This window comes from Paenarthrobacter sp. NPDC058040, assembly GCF_042885775.1.
Classification (GTDB): domain Bacteria; phylum Actinomycetota; class Actinomycetes; order Actinomycetales; family Micrococcaceae; genus Arthrobacter.
Window position 1 is genome coordinate 65,935 of record NZ_JBHVRN010000009.1, and the last position, 23,209, is coordinate 89,143.

Here is a 23,209-nt window from a genome sequence, read left to right on the forward strand (position 1 = left end):
GCCTGCGGCTACTTCTTCCCCGCCTTCAAATCCGCCACGACCTTGGCCACGCGCCGTGCACGGGTCTCGTCCGTCTTGGCATCCCCGATCGGCTCCACGTACCGCCGCTGGGCACTGTAATTGAGCGTCGCGTAAAAGGCCTTGGCGTCGGGCTCGGCTTCCAGTGCGGCAGCGAGGTCATCGGGAACCTCGACGACGCGTGGCTGGGTATCGACTTCAAGGCCAACTTCCAGGGTGTCGCCGGAAGAGACGCCCGTCAGCTCGCGGTTCGCCGAGCTCACGCCCACCATGTACTTCCCGCCCATCACGGCGATGCTGCTGCGGTAGCTCTGGCCGTTCATCGTCACCACCACTGGCGGCCGCTTACCCGCACCCAGCGCCTCAACAATGTCCTCGGGAACCACGATGCCGGCCTTGTTGCCTTCACCCTGAATGGTGGTAGTGAATTTCATGTGCCAAGTATGCCGGTAGACGCACGACTTAAGCAGGACTACGTTCGAACATAACCGTCACATCGAGCAAGGGAGTCAACTCGTGGACAATCAGGACATCTTGGAACGCATCCAGTCACTGGTGGACGAGGAGCACCAGCTCCGCGATGCGTCCACACCGGAAGACGGAAAGGCCAGGCTGGCCCAGGTGGAAGCCCAGCTTGATCAGTGTTGGGACCTCCTCCGCCAGCGCCGCGCCAAGCGGGACGCCGGGGAAAATCCGGACGATGCCGAAGCCCGCCCCGTCAGCGAAGTGGAGGGCTACCGCCAGTAGGCCCTAGGCACCTTCAAGTACCTGGCTGGTTGCCCAGGCCACGTACTTTCCGGCGTTGGCTACGGCGTCGGCAATGTCCGGGACTCCGTCCTTGCGCTGAGCGACGTCCAGCAACTGCGCGGCAGCCACAATCCCGTGCTTCGCCAAATCCTCCGGCGTCACAGTGATGCGACCCGCGACTGCCACCACGGGGATTCCGTGGACGCTCGCTGCGTCGGCCAGGGCGATCGGGGCCTTCCCCGTAAGAGACTGCTCGTCCATGGAGCCCTCGCCCGTAATCACCAGATCGGCCTCGCCCAAGTGCTTGGCAAGACCGGTCAGCCCGGCGACCAGCGCGAAGCCGCCTTCCAGTGCGGAGTCAGTAAAAGCAAGGAACGACGCCGGGAACCCGCCTGCCGCTCCAGCTCCCGGAACGTTGACATCACGGCCCGTGGCTTCCCGAAGGAGCGACGCCCAGTTGCGGAGACCGGCGTCGAGCTTTTCCACCGCATCCTGGTCGGCGCCCTTCTGCGGACCGAAGACATGCGCGGCGCCCTCGGGGCCGTAGAGCGGGTTTTGAACGTCGACGGCGATGCGGAACTTCACGCCGGACAGTCGCGGATCCAGCTCGGAGACATCCAAGGCAACGACGTCCGCCAAGGACCCTCCCCCGAGCGGGACGACGTTCCCTGCAGCATCGAGGGGCTTGAGCCCCAAGGCACGCAGGGCCCCGCTGCCGGCGTCGGACATGGCAGAGCCGCCCAAGCCAAGCACGATCTCGGTGGCACCAGCCTCGAGCGCTGCGGCGATGAGCTGGCCACAGCCATAGCTATGGGCACGCAGGGAATTCTCGGGGGTGGGCTCCATGTGGGCGAGGCCGGACGCCTGGGCGGTCTCAATAACAGCCGTAGCTCCGCCGGAGGGGTTGGCCTGAAGGGCCCACGAAGCACCCACGGGCTTGAGGATGGGACCAACAACGGCGTTGTTCCGCTCCTCGTAACCTGCCGCGATGGCAGCATCGAGCGTGCCTTCACCGCCGTCTGCGACGGGGAATTGGGTGGTCACCGCGTCGGGGTAAACACGGAGGGCGCCTTCGGCCATGGCTGACGCGGCTTCGGCGGCGGTCAGGGATCCCTTGAACTTGTCAGGGGCAATGAGGATACGCATGAGATATATCATGCCAGCTTGGATGGGAAAGCGCTTGCCCAGGCGTAATGAAGGGCACTAATTCGGGCACGCTAAGCGTTGAGCACCCGGACGGGCGTGCCCGCCACCCACGATTTCACGTCTTCGAACGCTCCGCCGTAGAACTGCCGGTAGCTCTCATGCGTCACATATCCGATGTGCGGTGAAAGCACAGTCCTCGGCGAATGCAGCAGGGAGTGTCCGGCCGGAAGGGGTTCCTCATCGAAAACATCCAGCGCGGCACCCCGGATCCATCCTTCTTCCAAGGCGCGGATGAGGGCAGCTTCGTCCACCAACGGGCCGCGGGCTGTGTTGACCAGGAGTCCTTCCGGGCCGAGGAGCCGCAGCTCGTTGGCCCCGACGATCCCCCGAGTCCGGTCCGACAACCGCAAGTGGAGCGTGACGACGTCGGACTCCCGGAAGAGCTCCTCTTTGCTGACCTTCCGCGCTCCAGCAGCCGAAGCCGCCTCAGCCGTAAGGTTCTGGCTCCACGCGAGCACGTCCATGCCGAACGCCTGCGCGTAGCGCGCCATACGCGAGCCGATCTTCCCCAGGCCGACGATACCGAGCGTCTTGCCTTCCAGTTCAAACCCGACCGCGGACTGCCAGTCGCCTGCCCGCAGCGAGTTCTCCTCCACCACCAGATTCCGGGCAAAGGCGAGCAGGAGTGCCCAGGTCAGCTCGGGCGCAGCTGCCGGCGAACCGCCCGTGCCGCAGACTACGATGCCGCGCTCGGAAGCTGCCTCCAGGTCGATCGCGGCGTTGGCCATGCCCGTTGTCACCAAAAGCTTGAGGTTGCCCAGCCCGTCCAGGACGCGACGCGGGAACCGGGTACGCTCGCGCATGGCCACAATGATGTCGAAAGGCGCCAACGCAGCCACGGCCTGCTCTTCCGAGATAAAAGGCGCGCTGAAAACCGTGACCTTCACGCCGTCGTCGAGCAATGACTCCCAAGGTGCGTAGTCGCTGGCGACCTGCTGGTAGTCGTCAAGGATGGCCAATCGGTACTGGGTCACGTGAATCTCCTTGGCTCGCAGGCTGGACGCGTAGGTCCAGCCTCTCACGCGCTACCCCTGGATGGCCTCGTCCAGCAACTGCCGGAACTGTTCCTCCGTGTCCAGGGCGAGCTTCTTGCCGCTCAGGAAGAACGTGGGCGTGCCCGCGACGCCAAGTGCCCTGCCGTCGGCGACGTCGCGACTGATCCTGTCCTTGACCGCCTGGTCGGACAAAGCGGCGTCGTAGCGGGTCATGTCCAGCCCCAACTCCTGGGCGTACGTCCTGAAGAGCCCCGCCTGGGATGCGGTCGCCTCACCCCAATACGGCTGCATCTCGAACAGCTTGGCCGCCATCTCCTGGTACTTGCCCTGCTGGGCCGCTGCCTCCACCGCAACGGCGGCCGTGCCGGAATTCCGATGGCCCGGTAGCGGGTAGTAGCGGTGGATGAAGGTGATGCGGTCTCCGTACTCCTCCTTCAGCTCAGCAAGGAGGAGCTCGGCTGCGCGGCATGACTCGCACTCGAAATCCAGGAACTCCACCAGCTGGGCCTTCTCGACGGGCGGGCTGGTGACGCGATGGCTGTCATCCCGGACCAGCTGGGCCTCCGTACTTGTCAACGGTGCTGGCTTGGAGGACGTCAGCACGGCGAAATAGATTGCACCGGCGCCCAGCACCGCTGCCAACAGAATCCAGATGGCGATGCGGACGCCGCGGCCCGTTACGGCCGCGCTCATCGATCAGCCGGCTTGGTGCCGAGGGCCAGGGTGACACTGGCGGGCTTGTCCTTGGAACAGTCGTCGCAGCAGTCGCTGCCGTTGGGCGTGTCAGTCTCAGCTCGCGGCTCGGAGTTGGCTTCCGCATGCCCATCCGCGGGCCCATCCGCATGCCCATCCACCTGCCCGCCGGGCACGGCGCAGCAAACGTCGCCCTTCCAGGCGCTGGTCCCCTCGCGCACGGCGATCCCGGCAATAACCAGAGCCGCCAAAGCGTCCGCCCACCACCAGCCCAGGGCGCTGTTCAGCAGCAGGCCAAGCAGCAGGACAGCGGACAGATACGTGCAAAGGAGCGTCTGCTTGGAATCTGCGACGGCGGTCCGGGAACCCAATTCGCGACCGGCGCGGCGCTGCGCCCAGGACAGCACGGGCATGACGGCCAAGCTCAGTGCCGCGATCACGATTCCCGGCGTTGAGTGCTGCGCTTCCCCCGCTCCCAGGAGTGACCGGCCGGCATCTACGGCTACGAACGCGGCCAGGGCGAAGAAGGAGATCGAGATGATCCGCAGCGTCAGGTGCTCGCGGCGTTCCGGGTCCTTGGCGGAGAACTGCCAGGAAAGGGCGAGCGCCGATGTCACTTCAATGACGGAATCCAGGCCGAAGCCGATCAGCGCGGAGGAGTCAGCGACGCCGCCGGCCCACAGGGCTACGACGGCCTCGACGACGTTGTAGGTGATGGTGGCGGCCGCAAAGAGCCTGATCCGCCGGCTCAGGACGGCGCGCCGGTCCACACCGGGAAGCGTGGCGGTCATGCGAAGCACTCCCCATTCGGCGCGCAGCAGGAGGGGTCAACGGCAAGGACCACTCCGAGCAGGTCCTTGATGGCGTGGCCCAAGCGTTCGTCGGCGAGTTCGTACCTGCTCCTCCGCCCATCCGGGACAGCCACCACCAACCCGCAACCTCGTAGGCAGGTCAGGTGATTGGACATGCTCTGCCGCGACACGCCCAAGGCGTCAGCCAGTTCCGATGGATACGACGGTCCGTTGGAGAGCGCCAGGAGCACCCGGGCACGCGTGGGATCCGAGACTGCATAGCCGAACCTGGCCAGCACTGGGGCCTGCGTGAGCGTTTCCATGCCCTCAAAGTACATCCTTGGATGTATTCAGGCCAAGCTGTATTCACACGATGGAATCTCCCAAACCCCCTTGGAATCGGGCAGCCAAAGATTCTAACGTTGTAAAGGATGAATCTTTCCGCTTTCGAAGGAGATGTCTTGACCCAGCCCGTCATTCCCAAGCCCGAACATCCCCGGCCCCAATTGGTTCGCGACACCTGGCTGAACCTCAACGGCACCTGGAGTTTTGAGATCGACGCCGGAGACTCAGGACTGGAGCGCGGCCTCCTCACGCGTGAACCCGCCGGGGAGATCCTGGTCCCTTTCGCGCCGGAATCGGCACTTTCGGGCGTGGAACACGTCGATTTCATGGAGGCCGTCTGGTACCGGCGCACGGTGACCATTCCGCAGAAGTGGGCAGGGAAAAAGGTCCTCCTGCATTTCGGAGCCGTGGACCACGATGCCACAGTCTGGGTAAACGGAGTCGAAGTAGCGCGGCACCGGGGTGGATTTACACCGTTCACGGCAGACCTTGATGGCGTGGCCGAGCCGGGAGCTGAGGCCGTTGTGGTGGTCCGTGCCCGCGACTCCCGCCACGCGATGCAAGCCCGCGGCAAGCAGGCTACCTGGTACAACAACACCCACTGCCAGTACACGCGCACCACGGGCATCTGGCAGACGGTGTGGTTGGAAGCCGTGCCCGAGGTTCACATCAAACGCCTGAGGATGACCCCCAGCCTCGCCGACTCAAGCCTGACCGTCGAAGTACCGATTTCCAGCAACCGTGTGGGCCACACAATTGCCGCCGTCCTCACCAACCCCCAATCCAAGGTGCGGATCGAAGCCTCGGTGCGGGCCGACGTCGACCTTTCCCCGTCGCTCAGGTTCGACATCCCGGAAGACCAGCTGCGCCCGTGGTCCACCGAGGACCCGTTTCTCTATGACCTCCAGGTCACGGTCAAGGACCCCGACGGCGGAACGGTTGACGAAGTCAGCAGCTACGCCGCCATCCGATCCGTGGCCTTGGACGGCAAGGTGGTCCGCATCAATGGCAAGGCCGTCTTCCAGCGGCTCGTCCTGGACCAGGGCTACTGGCCGGAATCACTCATGACCTCGCCGGATGACGCCTCGCTGGTCAAGGACATCGAGCTGTCCCTGTCCGCCGGTTTCAATGGAGCACGCTTGCACCAAAAGGTCTTTGAGGAGCGTTTCCTGTTCCACGCAGACCGGCTCGGCTACCTGGTGTGGGGCGAGTTCGGCGATTGGGGTGTCTCAGGCGGAGGCACCATCGGCCATAACCAGCAACCCACGGCCAGCTTCGTGGCCCAGTGGCTCGAAGTCCTTCAGCGCGACTACAACCATCCGAGCATCATCGGCTGGTGCCCCCTCAACGAAACGCACCAGCATCTGCACGATCGGATCACCGTCCTCGACGACGTCACGCAGGCGATGTTCCTGGCCACCAAGCTGGCCGACCCCACCCGCCCGGTCATCGATGCGTCCGGATATTCGCACAGGGTGCGTGACACCGACATCTACGATTCCCACTCCTACGAGCAGGACCCGGACAAATTCCGGCTCGAACAGGAGGGCCTGGGCGAGGGGAAGCCTTTCCTCAACCGGGCCCACGACGGCGTGGACTACTCCGTGCCGTACAGCGGCCAGCCGTTCTTCGTCTCCGAATTCGGCGGCATCTGGTGGAACGAAGCCGAGGCGCGCCAAGCTGCGGAAGCTGCCGGAACCGACGTCGAAAGCTCCTGGGGCTACGGCCAGCGGGTGGCCAGCGAGGAAGAGTTCTACGAGCGGTTCCACGGGCTCTGCAGTGTGTTGCTGGATAACCCGGACATGTTCGGTTACTGCTACACGCAACTGACGGACGTGTTCCAGGAGAAGAACGGCATCTTCACCTTCGATCGCTCCACCAAACTGGACCTCGCCAGGATCCGGGCCACCCAGCAACGCCCGGCAGCCATCGAGGAGCAGTAGCGCGAGAGAGCATCCGACGCTCTCTCACGAAAACGCCCCTTCCGGTCAACGCTCTCTCACTTTCGGGCTAAACCCACTGCCCCCGGCGCACCAGAACTTCCTTCAGCAGGTCCAGCCGGTCGGACACAATGCCGTCCACGCCCAGGTCAAGAAGGCGCTCCATCTCTGCAGGCTCGTTGATGGTCCAGACGTGCACCTGCCGGCCCACCTTGTGTGCGCGTCGGACAAACCCGCGAGTCACCACCGGGAACCTCCCGTAGCGGGCCGGTACCTGGAAAACGTCGACGCCGGCAAGCACCTTGCGTGCCACCGGGGCCGGAAGGACCGGGCCCAGGACGACGAAGAGCGCGGTCAGGCTGCTTCCTGCCGACGATGCCACCCGATGGCTCAGCCGCTTAAGGACCGCACGGCGGCGGCGATCCGAGAAGCTGGTCACCAGCACCCGCCCATGAATTCCGTGGCGTTCAATGGCTTCGGCCAGCGGGCCCACGGAATTCCAGTCCTTCACATCCAAGTTCAGGCGGGCGTCGGGGAAGGCAGCCACGAGTTCATCAAAGGTGGGCACCGGTTCGCGGCCGCCGATGCGGGCCTTTGAAACCTCGACGGCGGTCACATCGGCAATGCGTCCCACGGAATCTGTCACGCGTTCCAAGGACTCATCATGGAAAACCAGGAGCACACCGTCCGACGTCGTGTGCACATCCGTCTCCAGGTGCAATGTGCCCAGTTCGATGGCAGCCCTGAACGCAGCCATCGAGTTCTCCAGCCCATCCATCGAAAAACCCCGGTGCGCAAAGGCCAAAGGCCCAGTGGAACCGTCTCTGCGGAGGAAGTAAGGCAGCGTCACACCGGTAGCGTAGCCGAATGCCCCGGTCCCGGGACTCAGGGCTCCTGCGGAACGATCGCCACGCCGTCGCTGACGTGCACCAGCGTGCGGCCGCCACCGCCGTCGAGCTTCACCCAAACCGCCGTGGCGTCGCCGGTGACGTCGTCCACCACGCCGTGGGAGGCGAAACCCGGGGTCAGCGTGAGGCTGACCCGGTCGCCGCGGCGGAGTGCACGCCAATGATGGTCCGGCTCGACTCGACGAAGCGGAGCGGCAGAAGGGTCGTTGATCCGACGCTTGGCCATGGTTCCCCCTGAATATCCAACTGACAAGACTCGATGCGAACGGGTCCTTGGCTGGAAGCCTACGGCGGCAAGTTGAACGCCGGTTGTATGGAATCTGGGAACTCGGTGACGGCTGCGCGGCTGGCAAACTAAGGGAATGACTGTGTTGATAGCCGGGTGCGGCGACTTGGGGACCGAGGCCGGCCTGCGATTCGCTGCGGCGGGTCACGAGGTGTTCGGGATCCGTCGGTCTCCGGAGAAGCTGCCCCCTCAGATCCGCGGCGTGAAGGCGGACCTCTCCTACGAGGTCCCGGACCTTCGGTTCGATGCGGAGATCGTGGTGGTTTCGCTGGCCGCCGATGCCTCCACGGAGGATGCCTACCGCGCCGCATACGTCGACGGCCTGCGGAACGTGCTGGACGCCGTCGACCGCCAAACGCGTCCGCCGCAGCGGCTCCTCTTTGTCTCGTCAACTGCCGTTTATCCGGACGCAGGCGGTGCGGTAGTGGACGAGAACACTCCGACGGAGCCCACCAGGTTCAGCGGAAAAGTGCTCCTCGAGGCCGAGCAACTGTTGCTTGACCGGGCTGGCGAAGCCTCTGCCGCGGTCCTGCGGCTCGGCGGTATCTATGGCCCCGGACGAACCCGGCTCATCGACCAAGTCCGTTCGGGCCAAGCGGTGATTCCCGGGCAGCCAAAGCACACCAACCGGATCCACAGGGACGATGCGGCCGGCATGATCGTGCACCTCGCCACCATGGAGGCTCAGCCCGAACCCTTGTACCTTGGCGTCGACGACGAGTCCGCCGAGCTGGGCGACGTTTTGCGTTTCCTCGCCCAGGAACTGCGGCTTCCGGAACCGTTGGTGGGGCCAGCGTCCGACGGCGGTGCAGGCGACAAACGCTGTTCGAACAGGAGGCTCCGGTCAACGGGCTTCGAGTTCACCTACCCGACGTTCCGTGAGGGGTACCGGGCGATCCTGGCCGGCGAAGGCGTGCGCCACCCGTGAACGCCCGGCCTTGGGGGAGGGCATATTTTGGAGCGCAAGCGCTGGCCGGAGTGGTTTGGTGGGTGGCTGTGTTCTTGGTACCACCTGTTCGCGAAGCCACACTTGGGCAGCTGGACCCGTGGGTGACAGCCGTTTTCGATATCCCACTGTTTGTCGGCGCTTCCGCGCTGGCCTGTGCAGGTGTCCGTGCCGCGGCTGTTGTAGCAACGGTTTGGACCGCACTGGTCACCTTGGGCTTGGCTGTTTTCGCCACCATTACTACCGAAGCAGGCTGGGGTGTCCTCGCCATGACTGCCGCGTCCGTGAGTTCTGTGGCCGCACTCTGTTTTCTCGTGCTCGGACGCATACCCGTCGATTGGGTGCTCCGAGGACCCTTCGCTTTCCGGCCTGCTGCCGAACGCACCACCACGAGACCACATGTCGTGACGACATTCGTGCAACTGATCATCTTCTGGGGCCTCTTCCTGGGAGCCATCCCGCTGGCGATCAACGTGCTGGAAAGACGCTGGGCCCTCAACATTGATTTCCCGCCGACTTCCGGCGTGCTCGGGGGCGTGTTGCTGCTGTTGGCAAGCGCCTTGGGCGTCTACGCGGCAATCGCCATGTCCACCCAGGGGCAAGGAACTCCCCTGCCGGCCGCTATGCCCAACCGGCTCGTCATTGCCGGGCCGTACCGTTGGATCAGGAACCCCATGGCTGCGGCAGGCATAGTCCAGGGTGCAGCCGTGGGCCTCATTCTTGGCTCATGGATGGTCGTCGGCTACGCGGTGGCAGGATCCCTCGTGTGGAACTACGCGGTAAGGCCGCTGGAGGAAGCCGACCTGAGAATGCGGTTTGGCGCCGAATTCGACGCGTATTGCCGGGACGTCCGATGCTGGATCCCCAGCTTCCGAACTTAGACCGTCTGCTCCGTCAGCTTCGCTTCGAGGATCTGGGCCACGCCGTCGTCGTCGAAGTGCGGGGCCTGCTGTCCCGCGGCGAGGATGGCTTCGGGGTGCCCGCTGGCCATTGCGTAGCCGTGGCCTGCCCAGCGGAGCATCTCGATGTCGTTGGGCATATCACCGAAAGCAACCACATCGGCAGCCTCGATCCCCAACGACTCCGCGTACTTGGCGAGCGTGACGGCCTTGTTGATGCCTGGCACGGACATCTCCAGCAGGGCAGTTCGCGGCGCAGAGTGGGTGGTGGACACCAGATGGGAAACGGCGGGTGCCACTTCGGCCAGGAACTCGTCCGGCGTGCCCTTGCGGGTGATGGCCAGGAACTTCACGACGGCGTCATCCGCCGTGAGCGTCTGGTCCAGCGGCGCGGGGGTGAATTCCGCGAGAAGCTCGCTGGTTTCGTTCTCGATGAAGCCCGGTTCCAAGTGGAATCCGAGGAGGGTCTCTGCACCGAACAAGGCGTCCGGCCGGATCGATTTGATGATGCGGCGGGCTTCGAAAACTGACGCTATATCAAGGGCGGTGGAGGAGATCGGCTTCCCGGTGGCAAGGTCCCACACCACGGCACCATTGGAACAAATCACGATCCCGCTGTGGCCGAGCTGCTCCTGGAGCGGGTACAACCAGCGCGGCGGCCGGCCAGTGACGAACACGAGCTCCACCCCGGCATCGCGGCAGTCCCGGAACGCCTGGATGGTCCGGGAACTGATTTTTCCGTCATGACCGAGGATGGTGCCGTCAATATCACTTGCTACGAGCCGCATTATGTCAGTCTACTTTGGACCTACTGCTCAACGGCCCGGCGGCGTACCCTCGCCTGCCCGGGAAGCGCAACATAGTGTGGGTTCATGACGGAGACAAGGGAAGAGCACAGCACAAAAGGCGCATACGTTACCGGCGGCGAATTCAACCGTGATACCAACTACATCGAAGACCGCATCACCCGCTCCGGTGAACCCGGACCGAACGGCGAGCCGGGGTGGCCGGTAGAGCCCGGACGCTACAGGCTCATAGCGGCACGGGCCTGTCCTTGGGCCAACCGCACGGTTATTGTCCGCAGGCTGCTGGGGCTGGAAGATGTGATCAGTCTCGGCCAGCCCGGCCCCATCCACGACGCCCGTTCCTGGACGTTCGACCTCGACCCGGACGGCAAAGATCCTGTCCTGGGCATCGAACGCTTGCAGCAGGCCTTCTTCACGCGCTTCCCGGACTACCCGCGCGGCATCACGGTTCCGGCCATCGTCGATGTCCCCTCCGGCGGAGTGGTGACCAACAACTTCCCGCAGATCACACTGGACTTCTCTACTGAGTGGACGGAGTTTCACCGACCGGGGGCGCCAGACCTGTATCCGGAGCACCTGCGCCAGGAGATTGATGAGGTGAACAAGCGCGTCTTCACCGAAGTCAACAACGGCGTGTACCGCTGCGGATTCGCAGGCTCCCAGGAGGCCTACGACGCCGCATACGCCCGTCTCTGGACCGCGCTGGATTGGCTGGAAGAACGCTTGACCCGTCAGCGATACTTGGTCGGGGACACCATCACTGAGGCGGACGTCCGGCTCTTCACCACGTTGGCCCGTTTCGACGCGGTCTATCACGGACACTTCAAGTGCAACCGCAACAAGCTCAGCGAGATGCCGGCGCTCTGGGCCTACGCCAGGGACCTGTTCCAAACTCCCGGGTTCGGGGACACCATCGACTTTGTGCAGATCAAGCAGCACTATTACATCGTGCACGAGGACATCAACCCGACGCAGATCGTCCCCGCAGGCCCGGACCTTACGGGCTGGCTGACCCCGCACGGCCGGGAGTCGCTCGGTGGACGACCCTTCGGCGACGGCACTCCCCCGGGTCCGGTCAAGGCGGGCGAAGAAGTGGCTGCCGGGCACGGAGCCGCATAAAGCGCTAGCCGTGGTTCAGTTCAGCCCTCGACGGCGGATTGGCGCCGGCGCGTGAAACAGTGACGGCCGCTGCCCTTGCTGCGTGTTCCATGATCGCGGCAAGGGTTTCGGCCGGCATGGCCCGCAGTTCTTCCCGGTTCTGCGCGCCATCCAGGCCCCGGTCCACGATCGCCGACAGGAGCCCGGCCATGAACGAATCTCCGGCACCGACCGTGTCCACCACGTCCACCTTGGGCGCGGGAACTTCCGTCTCGCCGGCCTTGGTTATGCCCCATGGGCCCTTGACGCCACGAGTAACCACCACCAGTGCAGGCCCTTCAGTCCCGCCCAGGGACAGCCACCGACGGGCCGATTCCAGGGGATCGACGCCCGGGTACAGCCACTCCAGGTCCTCATCCGACGCCTTGACCACGTCGGCCAGGGCCACGAAGCGCTCGGCTTGCCTACGCGCATATTCCCGATCGGTAATGATGGTGGGGCGGCAGTTCGGATCGAAGCTGATGGTGCTGTTCGGGTGGGCATGCTCGACGGCGGCAAGCACCTCTGCGGCGCCCGGCTCCAGGGCGGTCGCGATCGAACCCGTGTGCAGCAAGGTGGCGCCCTGCAGCATGAGCGGCAACCGTGAACTGAGTCCGGGCAATTCCCAGGCGAGGTCGAAGGTGTAGGTGGCGGCGCCGTCGTCGTCAATCAGGGCGGTGGCCACGCTGGTTGGCTTGTCGTCCGGGGGAATCGGGACCATGACCGAACTGGACCGCAAGTGTGCTCCGACGGAATCGCCGTAGGCGTCCTGCCCGTACCTTCCAAGGAACTGCACCGGGTGGTCCAAGCGCGCCAGGCCGACGGCAACGTTGAGCGGACTCCCGCCTACGTGCGCTTCAATCCCGGTGGGGCGCTGGACGACGTCAACAAGGGCCTCGCCAATCACAGTCAGCATGGCATTACTCTGCCAGAGGCGGCCCTCCGGGACCAGCGGTCAGGAGAGCAGCCGCTGAACCAGTTCGCGGCACTTCTTGTACGCCACGGCCTTGGGATCGATGAGGTCGAAGTGGTCGCCCGGCACGCGAAGCAACTGGGCTGCGCCACCGGAGGCATTGCTCGCTGCGACGTAGGCTTCGGACTGGCTGGCCGGCACGTCCTCGTCTTCCATGGCGTGAACGGCATATACGGGAACGTCTATTGGCAATGACGTCATGGGGTCGGCGTATTTATGCCGTTTGGGGTACCTGGCCGAATCGCCACCCATCAGGTTGCAGACCGCGCCGTTGCTGAGGTTCAGCCGCTCAGCCGCCGCAAGGTTCAGCAGCCCCGACTGGCTTACGACGCCGGTCAAGTGCACAGCGGTATCTTCCGGTCCGCGCACCAGCTGGCGATCGGCGTCGGGGTTTCCGATGGACGAGAGCCGCTCGCGTCCCGCGGCCCAGACGGCAAGGTGGCCCCCAGCCGAGTGTCCCAATGCCACAACCTTGCCAAGTTGGAGATTGTGGTCGCCCGCAATCCGGGCCAGATGGTCAATTCCCGCCAGGATGTCTTCGAAGGTATGGGGCCAACCACCACCGTTGCCGGCCCTGCGGTATTCAAGGTTCCAGGCAGTGATTCCGTGCGCCGCCAGGTCCCGCGCGAGCGGTTCACCCAACTCGGCGCCGTACTGGGAGCGCCAGTAACCGCCGTGGATCACAACAGCCACGCCGCCCGAAATCGACGACGGGCCGCGATGGTTTCCGTTGCTTGGTTCAGGTATGAAGAGTTCGCCCCACTGACTAGGGTGTTCGCCGTAGCTGTACTTGTGCCGCAACATTGCGCCCTCCTTTGTACTGAGCCTATCGCGAGGTTGCGCTGGTTTGGCTAGATGCATTTCGACGGCGGTTGTCCGGCTTCGGTGTCGGACCCGCACCGTAAGCTGGGGGCATGGCAAGCAACTGGGACAGCCTGGATCCGGAACAGCGCAAAGCGGTAGAGGCGAACGTGGCCCTCTACGAGCGGGTTCGCCCTGCCCTCAAGCGGGTTACCCGCGATGTTCTGCTGACGTTGCGGGACATGCTGAACGACGCTGAGGTGACCCCGTTGTTCGTCACGGGGCGCACCAAAACCGTGGATTCCTTCCGCGAAAAGATCTCCCGCACCGACGATCCCCTTGAGCCCGGTGGTCCACGTGTCCTCAAGTTCCCGGACCCGTTCCGGACCCTGAATGACATGGTGGGCATCCGCGTCATCACCAAGCTGCCTGCCGAGAACGCAGCGGTGGCCAACATCATCAAGCGGCAGCGCCAGCTCTTCGACTGCCGCGGAGACCGCGAGAAGGACATCGGCTCGATCGAATCCGGAACATACGGCTACTCCAGCCGTCACCTCATCCTCCGGACCATCCAGAACGAAGCCGTGAAGGAGTACCAGCAGGTCTTCAACCCGGAGCTCCCGGCCAATGGCAGCTACTTCTTCGAATGCCAGATCCGCACGGTCTTTGCGCATGCGTGGAGCGAAATCGAGCACGACATCCGCTTCAAGGCCGAGGATCCCCGGGCATGGACCCCGCACTTCGACCGCCAGTTCACCGCAACGGCAGCCATGCTGGAGACCGTGGAGAGCGCCTTCGCGGATCTTCATGAACGGTATGAGGAAGTCCGGAGCTACTGGGACCTCGACGGCGAAGGCGCCTCGCCGCTGACCCCCAACCGCGTCCGTGACGTCTGGCGTACCCTCCTGCCGCACGTTGACCGTAAAGTAGATGACGACTGGGGATGGGCGGCCGAACTCCTCGCAGCCCACGGACTCACCAAGACCGTGGAACTTGCCGGACTGCTCAGTGCCAACCGGATCACCGAGGTCCGCAAGGCCCTGGACCACCGCTACTCTCCCGGCCCCGACCGCCTCCTGGACGACCTCCTGCTGTGGCAGTACGGAACCGAACACATTGATCTCACCGCTGAGGCGCCCGACGTCGTTCCGCACCCGCGGCGCGACAGCCTCCAGCGGCGCCTTAAGCAGATTGAGCGATACCGCCAGACTGCCCTCTAAGGACCCATGACTCCCGAGCAACTCATGTCACTGCGGGTGACCTTCCGTTCGCCCCGTCGCCTCCTGACGGAATCCCTCGCGGGACTTGTGGTTGCTTTGGCGCTCATTCCCGAGGCCATCGCGTTCTCCGTGATCGCCGGTGTGGACCCCCGGATCGGGCTGTTCGCTTCCTTCACCATGGGTGTGGTCACTGCCCTGGTTGGTGGCCGCCCTGCGATGATCTCGGCGGCAACGGGCGCCGTGGCGCTGGTCATTGCTCCAGTCATGAAGGAACACGGCCTCGACTACCTGATTGCCACGATCATCCTGGCCGGCGCGTTCCAGATCATCCTGGCGGTCCTCGGCGTCACGCGGCTCATGCGCTTCATTCCGCGCTCTGTGATGATCGGCTTCGTCAACGCCTTGGCCATCTTGGTGTTCATGTCCCAGATGCCGGAGCTGTTCAACGTGCCATGGATGGTCTATCCGATCGTTGCCGTGGGCCTGGCCATTGTTTTTCTTTTGCCGCGGTTGACGAAGGCGGTGCCGGCTCCCTTGGTGGCAATTGTGCTCATCACTTTGGTAACCGCATTGGGACACATCGACGTTCCCACAGTCAGTGACAAGGGCGAGCTCCCGGACAGCCTTCCCGGATTCTTCCTGCCCAATGTGCCGTTGAACCTGGAGACGTTCCAGATCATTGCACCGTTCTCCTTGTCAATGGCCCTCGTGGGGCTCTTGGAGTCCCTCATGACCGCCAAACTGGTGGACGACATTACCGACACCCGATCCAACAAGACCCGGGTGTCCTGGGGCCAAGGCGTGGCCAACATTATCACCGGCTTCCTGGGTGGCCTCGGTGGCTGCGCGGTGATCGGGCAGACGATGATCAATGTCAAAGGGTCGGGAGCGCGGAGCCGTCTCTCCACGTTCCTTGCCGGCGTGTTCCTGCTGATCCTGGTCGTGGTGCTGGGCGACGTGGTGGGCATGATTCCCATGGCGGCGTTGGTTGCCGTGATGATCTTTGTTTCACTGATCACCTTCGACTGGCACTCCGTGCGACTGTCCACCTTGAAGCGGCTGCCGAAGTCCGAAACGGCAGTCATGCTGCTCACTGTTGCCGCGGTGGTGGCGACGCACAACCTGGCGGTGGGTGTCGGCGTCGGAGTTTTGACCGCAAGCGTGCTGTTTGCACGCCGGGTGGCGCACTTTGCCACCGTGGAGCGCACCGAGCTGGAGGTCAACGGGGAGACGGTAGCGACGTATACCGTGGACGGCGAGCTCTTCTTCGCCTCTTCGAACGACTTGTATACGCAGTTCGACTATGCAAAAGATTCCTCAGAAGGCATACATCGTGTGGTCATTGATTTGCACGCCTCTCATTTGTGGGATGCGTCCACCATTGCCGTACTGGATTCCGTGACTGAGAAGTATCGGAATCACGGGCGCGAGGTGGAGCTCATCGGACTCAACGAGGCCAGCGTGCGCATGCGCGAGCGGTTGGCCGGGAAGCTCAACGGCTGACCCAACTGGGTCGCATTTGTGCGCGTTTAGAGCTCTCAAAACGCGCACAAATGCGACCCAGTTGGGTCAGATGTCTGACATATACGGCTCGCTGCAAGTAACGAAATCGGCCTCGCGCGCACGGAAGTGTGAGCATGGATAAATGCTTGAGGCAACAAACACCGAGTCAGAGACCGCTAAGCCCGTCAATCCGGCCCTCGCCGCTGAGGCAAAGATTGCCCGCATCGCCGTCACCATTTTCCCGATCCTGGTGGTTGTTGCCGGCGTCTTCGGTTTCCTGCTTCCGGACCTCTTCAAGCCCCTGGGTGTGAGTGTTCCGTACCTTCTGGGAATCATCATGTTCTGCATGGGGCTCACGCTGACTCCGCCGGACTTCGCCTCCGTTGCCCGCCGTCCGTGGGCCGTAGCGCTGGGCATTGTGGCGCATTACGTGATCATGCCCGGCGCGGGTTGGCTCATCGCCATCCTCCTGCAGCTGCCACCGGAGCTCGCAGTCGGCCTGATCCTGGTGGGATGCGCTCCATCCGGAACCGCGTCCAACGTCATGGCGTTCCTGGCCAAGGGCGATGTGGCGTTGTCCGTCGCGGTTGCTTCCGTGTCCACGCTCATCGCACCCCTGGTGACTCCCGCACTGACGCTGCTCCTGGCCGGTTCCTTCCTGCATATCGACGCCGGCGCCATGGTTCTGGACATCGTCAAGACCGTTCTGCTTCCGGTCATCGCCGGCCTCCTGGCGCGTTTGTTCCTTTCCAAGCTCGTCGCGAAGGTTCTCCCGGCACTTCCCTGGGCATCCGCCGTCGTGATTTCACTGATCGTGGCGATCGTCGTGGCGGGCAGCGCCAGCAAGATTGTTGCCGCCGGTGGCATCGTGTTCCTCGCAGTGGTGCTGCACAACGGCTTCGGACTGGGCCTCGGCTACCTTGCGGGCAAGCTTGGCCGCCTCGATGACAAGGCACGACGCGCCTTGGCGTTCGAGGTTGGCATGCAGAACTCGGGCCTCGCCGCCACCCTTGCCACCGCTCACTTCAGCCCACTCGCCGCGCTGCCGTCGGCTGTCTTCTCGCTGTGGCACAACATTTCCGGGGCGATCGTGGCAGCTTGGCTGGCTCGTCGTCCGCTGAAGGGCTAACCCAGCGTGGTGCCCCGGCGATGCAACTTCCACGGACTTGGAACACGCACACCCTGCGCCGGGGCATTTCCGGCCAGCCGGTCCAACAGCATGCGCACAACCTGTTCGAAGATCGGATCCGGGCCAACCGTGGTCAGGGGTGGATCGTAATCCTGGCCTTCCGTGGAATTGCCCACCCCAACAATCTGAATGTCCGCAGGGACCCTGAGCCCCAGGCGGTAGGCCGCGCGAATAGCCTGCAGCGCTTCCATGTCATCAGTGCAGAGGATGGCCGTTGGCCGGTCCGGTAACTGGAGAAGCTCAAGCGCCGACTGATAGGCGATGGCTGGCCGGTGCAGCGATGTCCGGACCAGCGACTCATCCATCGGTATCCCTGCCCTTGCCAGACCGGCGGCGTAAGCGGCGAAGCGGCTCTTGGTACGGCCTGCGGGTTCAGCCCTCCGGATGCAGGCAATCCTGCGGTGTGATGCCGTGAGGAAGTCCATGCACTCGTCCAAGCCGGCGTCCTGCTCCGGCGCCAGGACGTCGAAACCATCCGGCGCGAGCGTTCCCGAAATCACCACCTGCGCCACCCCTCGCCGGGCGAGCTCGCTGATGGTTTGGTCCTCCCGTGTCGATTCCGGAAAGAAGCCGATGATGACGCCGTCGGCACCGCCCGCCATGACGAACTTCCGCCAATCCTCTCCGAGCAGTATCACGGGTTGGTACCCATGCTCAGGGAGGATCCTTGCGGCGGCGGTGGCAAGTGCCCGGTCCCACGGCCAGTCCAGGTTTCCGATGGCAACAGCCACCACATCCGTCTTGCCTCGGCGCATTCCCCTGGCCGCCTGGTTGGGCACGTAGCCCAAGTCTTTGACTGCGGCGAGAACCCGATCCTGCGTGGGCTGGCTGATCCGAGTGGTGCCGCCATGCCGGCCGGAGAGAACGTACGAAACAGTGGTCAGGGAAACGTTCGCGGCGGTAGCCACATCCCGGATGGTGGGCTTGGATGCCTTGCTCACGTGCTGCTCCTGATAGACGGACGAGTTTCTTGAACTCTATCCGCCGCTGCTTGGACAAGCCTTGACGCGGTTAATTGTTAGCGCAAACAATCGGAGACGACTCACAAACGCCGCATGGGAAGATCACGCAATGAAAAACTGGGCAGGAAATCTCGAGTACGCATCCGCAGCCATCCACCACCCTTCCACTGTGGGCGAAGTCCAGCATCTTGTGGCTGCCGCTTCACGCGTGAAGGCGCTCGGTTCCCGGCACTCGTTCAACCGGGTAGCCGACACCGACGGTACTCACATCCTGCTGGACGCCTTGCCGCAGGACGTCGTCCTCGATGCAGACAGGGCAACCGTCAAAGTCAGCGGTGGCATCAGCTACGGGGCGCTCTGCCGGGCCCTTGAGGAAAAGGGCTATGCAATCCACAACCTCGCCTCGCTCCCCCACATCTCGGTGGCCGGCGCGATCCAAACCGGCACCCACGGCAGTGGAGTCAACAATCCTTCCCTGGCTGCCGCCGTCGTAAGCATCGACCTGGTACGCCCCTCCGGTGAGCTTGTGACCCTTACCAAGGACGACGACGAGTTCAACGCGAGCGTGGTGGGGCTTGGCGCCTTCGGCGTCGTGACAGGCCTGGAACTGTCGGTCCGGCCGAGCTACGACATGCGGCAACGCGTGCTCACCGATCTTCCGTGGAACCGGGCCCTCCCGGATTTCGAGCAGATCGCGTCCGCCGCGTACAGCGTCAGCTTCTTTACGGACTTCGCGGGCGAAGCCATCCCCCAGGTCTGGCTTAAAGCCTTGAACACCGAGGCCGCCTTGCCGGATCTCTTCGGCGCTTTTCCGGCTGGCGTCGCTCTGCATCCCCTGCCGGGCATGTCGGCGGAAAACTGCACGCTGCAGTTGGATGAGCCGGGTAAGTGGTTGGACCGCCTTCCCCACTTCCGCCACGAATTCACGCCCAGCAACGGGGAGGAGCTGCAGAGCGAGTTCATCCTTCCTCTCAGCGACGCACCCGCTGCGTTGAACGCCGTCCGTGCCCTCGCTGACAAATTGGCGCCGCTGCTCTTCATCTCGGAAATCCGTACCATCGCTGCGGATGAATTTTGGCTCAGCCCGTTCTACCAGCAGCAGAGCGTGGCACTCCATTTCACGTGGAAGCCGCTCCAGGCCGAAGTGGAAGCCTTCCTTCCCGAACTTGAAGCCGTGCTGGCGCCCTTTGACGCCCGGCCCCACTGGGGGAAGCTCTTCACCCCGGGACTCTATGACTTCGCGGCGCTGTATCCGCGGTTCGAGGACTTCCGTGCTCTGGTCAACGCCCGCGACCCCGGCGGCAAGTTCCGCAACGGGCTGCTGGACAGCGTGCTTGGCGTGGCGACGCCCGCCAACGGCCGTTAAGGCACGACGGCGGTCGCGTCGCCCCGCGCGGCTGGCGGCCAACCCTTGGCTGCTACTCGATGTGCGCCAGGATCGCGCCCGTGGTCACCACGCCGCCGGCGGCTGAGAGCACTTCCGTGAGCTTGCCCGTCCGGTGTGCAGGGACTTGCGTTTCCATCTTCATGGCCTCGAGCACCACCAGCGGATCCCCCGCGGACACGTCCGCCCCGGGTTCAACGAGCCATTTGACTACGGTGCCGGACATGGCTGCCACGAGTGCGGACTCGGCAGGCGATGCTTCCCCGTCGGGCCACGGCACGCCATCCACGGAGGCTGCGGGAGGCAATCCCTGCCCGGACCGCGCCCAGCCGTCGAGCAAATCCGCGGGCAGGCCGACAGCCAAGCGCTTGCCATCGACGTCCACCGTGATGGTCCGCCGCTCTCCAGCCGGCGCAGTGACGTTGTACTCGGGGTCCACCGGGATCTGGTCGGCGAAGTCCGTCTCGATCCATCGGGTGTGCACGCGAAGCTCTTCTTCGGCCGTGAAGTCCTCGGATTCGAGGACGGCACGGTGGAACGGCAGGACCGTAGCCAGCCCGGCGACGTTCATTTCCGCGAGGGCCCTGCGCGCACGTCGAAGGGCTTGCTGCCGGTCCGCGCCGGTGACGATCAACTTGGCGAGCAGGGAGTCGAATTGCGGGGCCACGATGGAGCCTGCACGGACACCTGAATCCAGGCGGATTCCCGGGCCCGTCGGTGCCTCAAGCGAAGCAACTGTGCCCGGTGAGGGAAGGAATCCACGGCCCACATCCTCCGCGTTGATGCGGAATTCGAAGGAGTGCCCTCGAGCCACAGGGTCCTCGGTGATGCTCAACGGCAGCCCTGCAGCGATACGGAATTGCTCCTGCACGAGGTCCACGCCGGCCGTTTCTTCGGTGATGGGGTGCTCCACCTGCAGACGGGTGTTCACTTCGAGGAAGGCGACCGCGCCGTTGGCCGAGACAAGGAACTCGACCGTCCCGGCACCGTAGTACCCGGCCTCACGGACTATTGCCTTGGCGGCGTCGTAGATCTGCTGCCGCTGCGCATCGGTAAGGAACGGGGCAGGCGCCTCTTCCACGAGCTTCTGGTGCCGGCGTTGCAGCGAGCAATCACGGGTGCCCGCCACAATGACGTTGCCGTGTTTGTCCGCAATAATCTGGGCTTCCACGTGACGGGGACGGTCCAGGTACTGCTCAACAAAGCACTCACCCCGCCCGAAGGCCACCACGGCCTCGCGGACTGCGGAGTCGAAAGCTTCCTCCACCTCGGCCAGCTCGCGGACCACCTTGAGGCCCCGTCCGCCGCCTCCGAATGCGGCTTTGATGGCGATGGGAAGCCCGTGTTCTTCGGCAAACGCGCGGGCTTCCGCCGAGGACTCAACGGGCCCGTCGCTCCCGGCCACAAGCGGCGCACCGGCCCGCACAGCTATTTCACGCGCCGTGATCTTGTTGCCCAACTGGCGAATCGACTCCGGCGACGGACCGATCCACTCGAGTCCGGCGTCGAGCACCGACTGGGCGAAGTCCGCATTCTCCGAAAGGAATCCGTACCCGGGGTGGACGGCGTCCGCGCCGGACCGGGTGGCCGCGTCGAGCAGTTTGCCGATATTCAAGTAGGTGTCGGCGGGGCTGTTTCCGTCCAAGCTGTAGGCTTCGTCGGCAACTGCTACATGCATGGCGTCAGCGTCGACGTCTGCGTAAACCGCCACCGAGGAGATTCCGGCGTCGTCGCAGGCTCGGGCGACGCGGACGGCAATCTCGCCGCGGTTCGCAATCAGGACCTTGCGCATCAAATACTCACTTTTCTCGGGTCGGGGTGAAGTCTGGGGACTCGGGGACGAACCGGAACCGGATCCGTCCGCCAATGGGAACCTGTGCAGCGAGGTCCAAATGCTCGTCACGCACAACGCCGATCACGGGATAGCCTCCAGTAATCGGGTGGTCGGCCAGGAACAGGACCGGAAGGCCGGCGGGTGGAATCTGCAGGGCGCCGGCCATGGTGCCCTCGCTGGGGAGTTCGCCCTCGCGGTTCCGCTCGAGGGGCGTGCCATCAAGCCGCATTCCCACGCGGTTGGATTGCGGCGTGACCACCCAGTCCTGGCTGGCCAGCGAATCCAAGGCTGACTGATCGAACCAATCAGCGCGCGGACCCGGAACGACGTCCAACACGGTCACACCTTGGTCAGGAAACCCTGGCTGCAGCTCGGGACTGCCGACAGCAGTGGACACTGTCTCGGTGCCCACGGCCAGCGTCTGCTGAGGTGCCAGCGGAGCAGGCCCGATCCCGGACATAGTGTCCGTCGATCGGCTGCCGAGAACCGCCGGCGCATCGATACCGCCTCGAACTGCGAGGTAGCTCCGGAATCCGGACTCGGGTGCGCCGAGCGTGAGTACCTCGCCGTCGAGCAGCGCGAAAGGCGCGGCCATCGGCACGGAACGCGTGGCACCCGTTTCAGGGCCACCGTCGTACTCCTCCGCACCAACCCACGACGGCGACTGGACCGTCAGCGTGGTCGGCGCACCTGTCACGGCTATCACCTGGTCCCCCACAGCCTCGACCGTCAACCCGCCACCGACCGATTCGATGGCGGCTGACGTTGAAGCGTTACCCACCAACCGATTGGCACGGCGGAGGGACGCCCGGTCCAGGGCACCCGCGGCGGAGACACCAAGAGGGCCATATCCTCGGCGGCCGAGGTCTTCGATCAAACTCTGCGCCCCGGGGCTCACGATCTTGAGGCCGGCAGCCGTGTGGTGCTCGGCATCGGAGTCAGAGTGGTGGGATGAGGATGTGGTCACAACTTCGCGGACGGCCCGGTACTGGACCCTGTCCCCGGGACGAACCAAGGCAGGCTGTGCCCGGTCCAAGTCCCACATCCGTGCACCGGTGCGGCCAATCAGTTGCCAGCCGCCCGGGGAACGTCGCGGGTAGACAGCCGAATACTGGCCGCCGAGCGCAACGGATCCGGCAGGAACGGCGGTACGTGGCGAGGAACGGCGGGGGACGTTCAGGGACTGGTTTTCACCAACCATGTAGCCAAAGCCAGGGGCGAAGCCAGCAAAGGCCACGGTCCAGATTTGTCCCGTGTGGGAGGCAATGACGCCCTCCACGCTGAGGCCGGTGAGCCCGGCTACGTCGGCGAGATCTTCGCCGTCGTAAACGGTGTCGATGAGTACCAGCCGGGAGTCCGTGTCCTGCGGCGGGGTGAGCTCCAGCTCAAGAAGGCGGGCAGCGATCGCCCGGGTGGCGGACGCTGATTCGCCCACCACCATGACTGTTTCCGCCGCTGCGAGCACATCAACCTGTCCGGGCAACGGCGACTTGTCCAGCATGGCCTGAAGCGAGAGGACGTCGGGAAGTCCATCCAACTCGGCCAATACTGCGCGCGTACCCACGGGCCGTACTGAACGGACCTTCTTGGTGGTTGCTGTTTCCATCACGGTTTCCATCATTCACT

Annotated in this window: 23 protein-coding genes; 9 read left to right on the plus strand and 14 right to left on the minus strand. The window is 64.3% G+C overall.

The window, feature by feature from the left end; translation table 11 throughout:
- Positions 1–8 precede the first annotated feature (8 nt).
- On the minus strand, positions 9–452 hold the full coding sequence (locus ACFVSJ_RS14065) for a YdeI/OmpD-associated family protein (RefSeq protein ID WP_387437442.1): 444 nt from the start codon (positions 450–452) through the stop codon (positions 9–11).
- Positions 453–534: 82 nt separating this feature from the next.
- Between ACFVSJ_RS14065 and ACFVSJ_RS14070 the strand changes: the two genes are divergently transcribed.
- A complete protein-coding gene (locus ACFVSJ_RS14070; RefSeq protein WP_387437443.1) occupies positions 535–765 on the plus strand; it encodes a DUF2630 family protein in 231 nt (76 codons plus the stop codon).
- A 3-nt stretch (positions 766–768) separates the two neighbouring features.
- Here the strand turns inward: ACFVSJ_RS14070 and ACFVSJ_RS14075 are convergent, their stop codons facing one another.
- The 5 genes from ACFVSJ_RS14075 to ACFVSJ_RS14095 all read right to left on the minus strand — a co-directional run bounded on the left by ACFVSJ_RS14075 (position 769) and on the right by ACFVSJ_RS14095 (position 4,773).
- Positions 769–1,911 (minus strand): glycerate kinase, encoded by a 1,143-nt coding sequence (locus tag ACFVSJ_RS14075; RefSeq protein WP_387437444.1) that lies wholly within the window; start codon positions 1,909–1,911, stop codon positions 769–771.
- Between the two features lie 71 nt (positions 1,912–1,982).
- Positions 1,983–2,945, minus strand: a complete 963-nt coding sequence (locus ACFVSJ_RS14080) for a D-2-hydroxyacid dehydrogenase family protein (RefSeq protein WP_387437445.1) — start codon at positions 2,943–2,945, stop codon at positions 1,983–1,985.
- A gap of 51 nt (positions 2,946–2,996) precedes the next feature.
- The gene (locus tag ACFVSJ_RS14085; protein ID WP_387437446.1) at positions 2,997–3,659 is read right to left on the minus strand and encodes a DsbA family protein; all 663 of its coding nucleotides are present in this window, start codon (positions 3,657–3,659) and stop codon (positions 2,997–2,999) included.
- The gene (locus ACFVSJ_RS14090) at positions 3,656–4,450 is read right to left on the minus strand and encodes a cation transporter (RefSeq protein WP_387437447.1); all 795 of its coding nucleotides are present in this window, start codon (positions 4,448–4,450) and stop codon (positions 3,656–3,658) included. Before ACFVSJ_RS14090 ends, ACFVSJ_RS14085 begins: the two co-directional genes overlap by 4 nt.
- Positions 4,447–4,773 (minus strand): ArsR/SmtB family transcription factor, encoded by a 327-nt coding sequence (locus tag ACFVSJ_RS14095; RefSeq protein WP_387437448.1) that lies wholly within the window; start codon positions 4,771–4,773, stop codon positions 4,447–4,449. The genes ACFVSJ_RS14090 and ACFVSJ_RS14095 overlap by 4 nt, the downstream gene beginning before the upstream one ends.
- Before the next feature lie 138 nt (positions 4,774–4,911).
- Between ACFVSJ_RS14095 and ACFVSJ_RS14100 the strand changes: the two genes are divergently transcribed.
- On the plus strand, positions 4,912–6,738 hold the full coding sequence (locus ACFVSJ_RS14100) for a glycoside hydrolase family 2 protein (RefSeq protein WP_387437449.1): 1,827 nt from the start codon (positions 4,912–4,914) through the stop codon (positions 6,736–6,738).
- Positions 6,739–6,805: 67 nt separating this feature from the next.
- Here the strand turns inward: ACFVSJ_RS14100 and ACFVSJ_RS14105 are convergent, their stop codons facing one another.
- The gene (locus ACFVSJ_RS14105; RefSeq protein ID WP_387437451.1) at positions 6,806–7,585 is read right to left on the minus strand and encodes a glycerophosphodiester phosphodiesterase; all 780 of its coding nucleotides are present in this window, start codon (positions 7,583–7,585) and stop codon (positions 6,806–6,808) included.
- Between the two features lie 35 nt (positions 7,586–7,620).
- Positions 7,621–7,869, minus strand: coding sequence for a hypothetical protein (locus ACFVSJ_RS14110; protein ID WP_387437452.1), 249 nt, complete (start codon positions 7,867–7,869; stop codon positions 7,621–7,623).
- A 136-nt stretch (positions 7,870–8,005) separates the two neighbouring features.
- Here ACFVSJ_RS14110 and ACFVSJ_RS14115 point away from each other — a divergent pair, with 136 nt between their 5' ends.
- Together ACFVSJ_RS14115 and ACFVSJ_RS14120 are read left to right on the plus strand one after the other, a co-directional pair.
- Positions 8,006–8,857 (plus strand): SDR family oxidoreductase, encoded by an 852-nt coding sequence (locus ACFVSJ_RS14115; protein ID WP_387437453.1) that lies wholly within the window; start codon positions 8,006–8,008, stop codon positions 8,855–8,857.
- Positions 8,858–8,898: 41 nt separating this feature from the next.
- Positions 8,899–9,756, plus strand: coding sequence for a methyltransferase family protein (locus ACFVSJ_RS14120; RefSeq protein WP_387437642.1), 858 nt, complete (start codon positions 8,899–8,901; stop codon positions 9,754–9,756).
- Here the strand turns inward: ACFVSJ_RS14120 and ACFVSJ_RS14125 are convergent.
- Entirely contained in the window at positions 9,753–10,562 is an 810-nt protein-coding gene (locus ACFVSJ_RS14125) for an HAD family hydrolase (protein WP_387437454.1), read from the minus strand. The two genes, ACFVSJ_RS14120 and ACFVSJ_RS14125, sit on opposite strands and share 4 nt — an antisense overlap.
- Positions 10,563–10,646: 84 nt before the next feature.
- Here ACFVSJ_RS14125 and ACFVSJ_RS14130 point away from each other — a divergent pair, with 84 nt between their 5' ends.
- Complete coding sequence (locus tag ACFVSJ_RS14130) at positions 10,647–11,699, plus strand: glutathione S-transferase family protein (RefSeq protein ID WP_387437455.1); 1,053 nt, start codon at positions 10,647–10,649, stop codon at positions 11,697–11,699.
- A 4-nt stretch (positions 11,700–11,703) separates the two neighbouring features.
- Here the strand turns inward: ACFVSJ_RS14130 and ACFVSJ_RS14135 are convergent, their stop codons facing one another.
- A complete protein-coding gene (locus tag ACFVSJ_RS14135) occupies positions 11,704–12,633 on the minus strand; it encodes a carbohydrate kinase (protein ID WP_387437456.1) in 930 nt (309 codons plus the stop codon).
- A gap of 39 nt (positions 12,634–12,672) precedes the next feature.
- The gene (locus tag ACFVSJ_RS14140; RefSeq protein ID WP_387437457.1) at positions 12,673–13,494 is read right to left on the minus strand and encodes an alpha/beta hydrolase; all 822 of its coding nucleotides are present in this window, start codon (positions 13,492–13,494) and stop codon (positions 12,673–12,675) included.
- A 110-nt stretch (positions 13,495–13,604) separates the two neighbouring features.
- Here ACFVSJ_RS14140 and ACFVSJ_RS14145 point away from each other — a divergent pair, with 110 nt between their 5' ends.
- From ACFVSJ_RS14145 to ACFVSJ_RS14155, 3 genes are all read left to right on the plus strand, one after another.
- Complete coding sequence (locus tag ACFVSJ_RS14145) at positions 13,605–14,711, plus strand: GTP pyrophosphokinase family protein (protein ID WP_387437458.1); 1,107 nt, start codon at positions 13,605–13,607, stop codon at positions 14,709–14,711.
- A 6-nt stretch (positions 14,712–14,717) separates the two neighbouring features.
- Positions 14,718–16,214: a SulP family inorganic anion transporter gene (locus ACFVSJ_RS14150; protein WP_387437459.1), complete on the plus strand. Its 1,497-nt coding sequence runs from the start codon at positions 14,718–14,720 to the stop codon at positions 16,212–16,214.
- Positions 16,215–16,356: 142 nt separating this feature from the next.
- Positions 16,357–17,343 (plus strand): bile acid:sodium symporter family protein, encoded by a 987-nt coding sequence (locus tag ACFVSJ_RS14155; protein ID WP_387437460.1) that lies wholly within the window; start codon positions 16,357–16,359, stop codon positions 17,341–17,343.
- Here the strand turns inward: ACFVSJ_RS14155 and ACFVSJ_RS14160 are convergent.
- Positions 17,340–18,344 carry a LacI family DNA-binding transcriptional regulator gene (locus ACFVSJ_RS14160; protein ID WP_387437461.1) on the minus strand — a complete coding sequence of 335 codons (1,005 nt, stop codon included), beginning with the start codon at positions 18,342–18,344 and terminating at the stop codon, positions 17,340–17,342. The two genes, ACFVSJ_RS14155 and ACFVSJ_RS14160, sit on opposite strands and share 4 nt — an antisense overlap.
- Positions 18,345–18,474: 130 nt before the next feature.
- Here ACFVSJ_RS14160 and ACFVSJ_RS14165 point away from each other — a divergent pair, with 130 nt between their 5' ends.
- Positions 18,475–19,731, plus strand: a complete 1,257-nt coding sequence (locus tag ACFVSJ_RS14165; protein WP_387437462.1) for a D-arabinono-1,4-lactone oxidase — start codon at positions 18,475–18,477, stop codon at positions 19,729–19,731.
- A gap of 52 nt (positions 19,732–19,783) precedes the next feature.
- Here ACFVSJ_RS14165 and ACFVSJ_RS14170 read toward each other — a convergent pair whose 3' ends face one another.
- A complete protein-coding gene (locus ACFVSJ_RS14170; protein ID WP_387437463.1) occupies positions 19,784–21,541 on the minus strand; it encodes an acetyl/propionyl/methylcrotonyl-CoA carboxylase subunit alpha in 1,758 nt (585 codons plus the stop codon).
- Positions 21,542–21,548: 7 nt separating this feature from the next.
- Complete coding sequence (locus tag ACFVSJ_RS14175; protein ID WP_387437465.1) at positions 21,549–23,201, minus strand: 5-oxoprolinase/urea amidolyase family protein; 1,653 nt, start codon at positions 23,199–23,201, stop codon at positions 21,549–21,551.
- Positions 23,202–23,209 lie beyond the last annotated feature (8 nt).

Bases quoted from the DNA above. Each gene is read 5' to 3' on its own strand.
- ACFVSJ_RS14130 (WP_387437455.1), top strand. From the start codon at position 10,647: ATGACGGAGACAAGGGAAGAGCACAGCACAAAAGGCGCATACGTTACC.
- ACFVSJ_RS14150 (WP_387437459.1), top strand. From the start codon at position 14,718: ATGACTCCCGAGCAACTCATGTCACTGCGGGTGACCTTCCGTTCGCCC.
- ACFVSJ_RS14075 (WP_387437444.1), bottom strand. From the start codon at position 1,911: ATGCGTATCCTCATTGCCCCTGACAAGTTCAAGGGATCCCTGACCGCC.
- ACFVSJ_RS14085 (WP_387437446.1), bottom strand. From the start codon at position 3,659: ATGAGCGCGGCCGTAACGGGCCGCGGCGTCCGCATCGCCATCTGGATT.
- ACFVSJ_RS14095 (WP_387437448.1), bottom strand. From the start codon at position 4,773: ATGGAAACGCTCACGCAGGCCCCAGTGCTGGCCAGGTTCGGCTATGCA.
- ACFVSJ_RS14165 (WP_387437462.1), top strand. From the start codon at position 18,475: ATGAAAAACTGGGCAGGAAATCTCGAGTACGCATCCGCAGCCATCCAC.
- ACFVSJ_RS14115 (WP_387437453.1), top strand. From the start codon at position 8,006: ATGACTGTGTTGATAGCCGGGTGCGGCGACTTGGGGACCGAGGCCGGC.
- ACFVSJ_RS14090 (WP_387437447.1), bottom strand. From the start codon at position 4,450: ATGACCGCCACGCTTCCCGGTGTGGACCGGCGCGCCGTCCTGAGCCGG.
- ACFVSJ_RS14065 (WP_387437442.1), bottom strand. From the start codon at position 452: ATGAAATTCACTACCACCATTCAGGGTGAAGGCAACAAGGCCGGCATC.
- ACFVSJ_RS14110 (WP_387437452.1), bottom strand. From the start codon at position 7,869: ATGGCCAAGCGTCGGATCAACGACCCTTCTGCCGCTCCGCTTCGTCGA.
- ACFVSJ_RS14125 (WP_387437454.1), bottom strand. From the start codon at position 10,562: ATGCGGCTCGTAGCAAGTGATATTGACGGCACCATCCTCGGTCATGAC.
- ACFVSJ_RS14170 (WP_387437463.1), bottom strand. From the start codon at position 21,541: ATGCGCAAGGTCCTGATTGCGAACCGCGGCGAGATTGCCGTCCGCGTC.
- ACFVSJ_RS14175 (WP_387437465.1), bottom strand. From the start codon at position 23,201: ATGGAAACCGTGATGGAAACAGCAACCACCAAGAAGGTCCGTTCAGTA.
- ACFVSJ_RS14140 (WP_387437457.1), bottom strand. From the start codon at position 13,494: ATGTTGCGGCACAAGTACAGCTACGGCGAACACCCTAGTCAGTGGGGC.
- ACFVSJ_RS14135 (WP_387437456.1), bottom strand. From the start codon at position 12,633: ATGCTGACTGTGATTGGCGAGGCCCTTGTTGACGTCGTCCAGCGCCCC.
- ACFVSJ_RS14155 (WP_387437460.1), top strand. From the start codon at position 16,357: ATGCTTGAGGCAACAAACACCGAGTCAGAGACCGCTAAGCCCGTCAAT.
- ACFVSJ_RS14145 (WP_387437458.1), top strand. From the start codon at position 13,605: ATGGCAAGCAACTGGGACAGCCTGGATCCGGAACAGCGCAAAGCGGTA.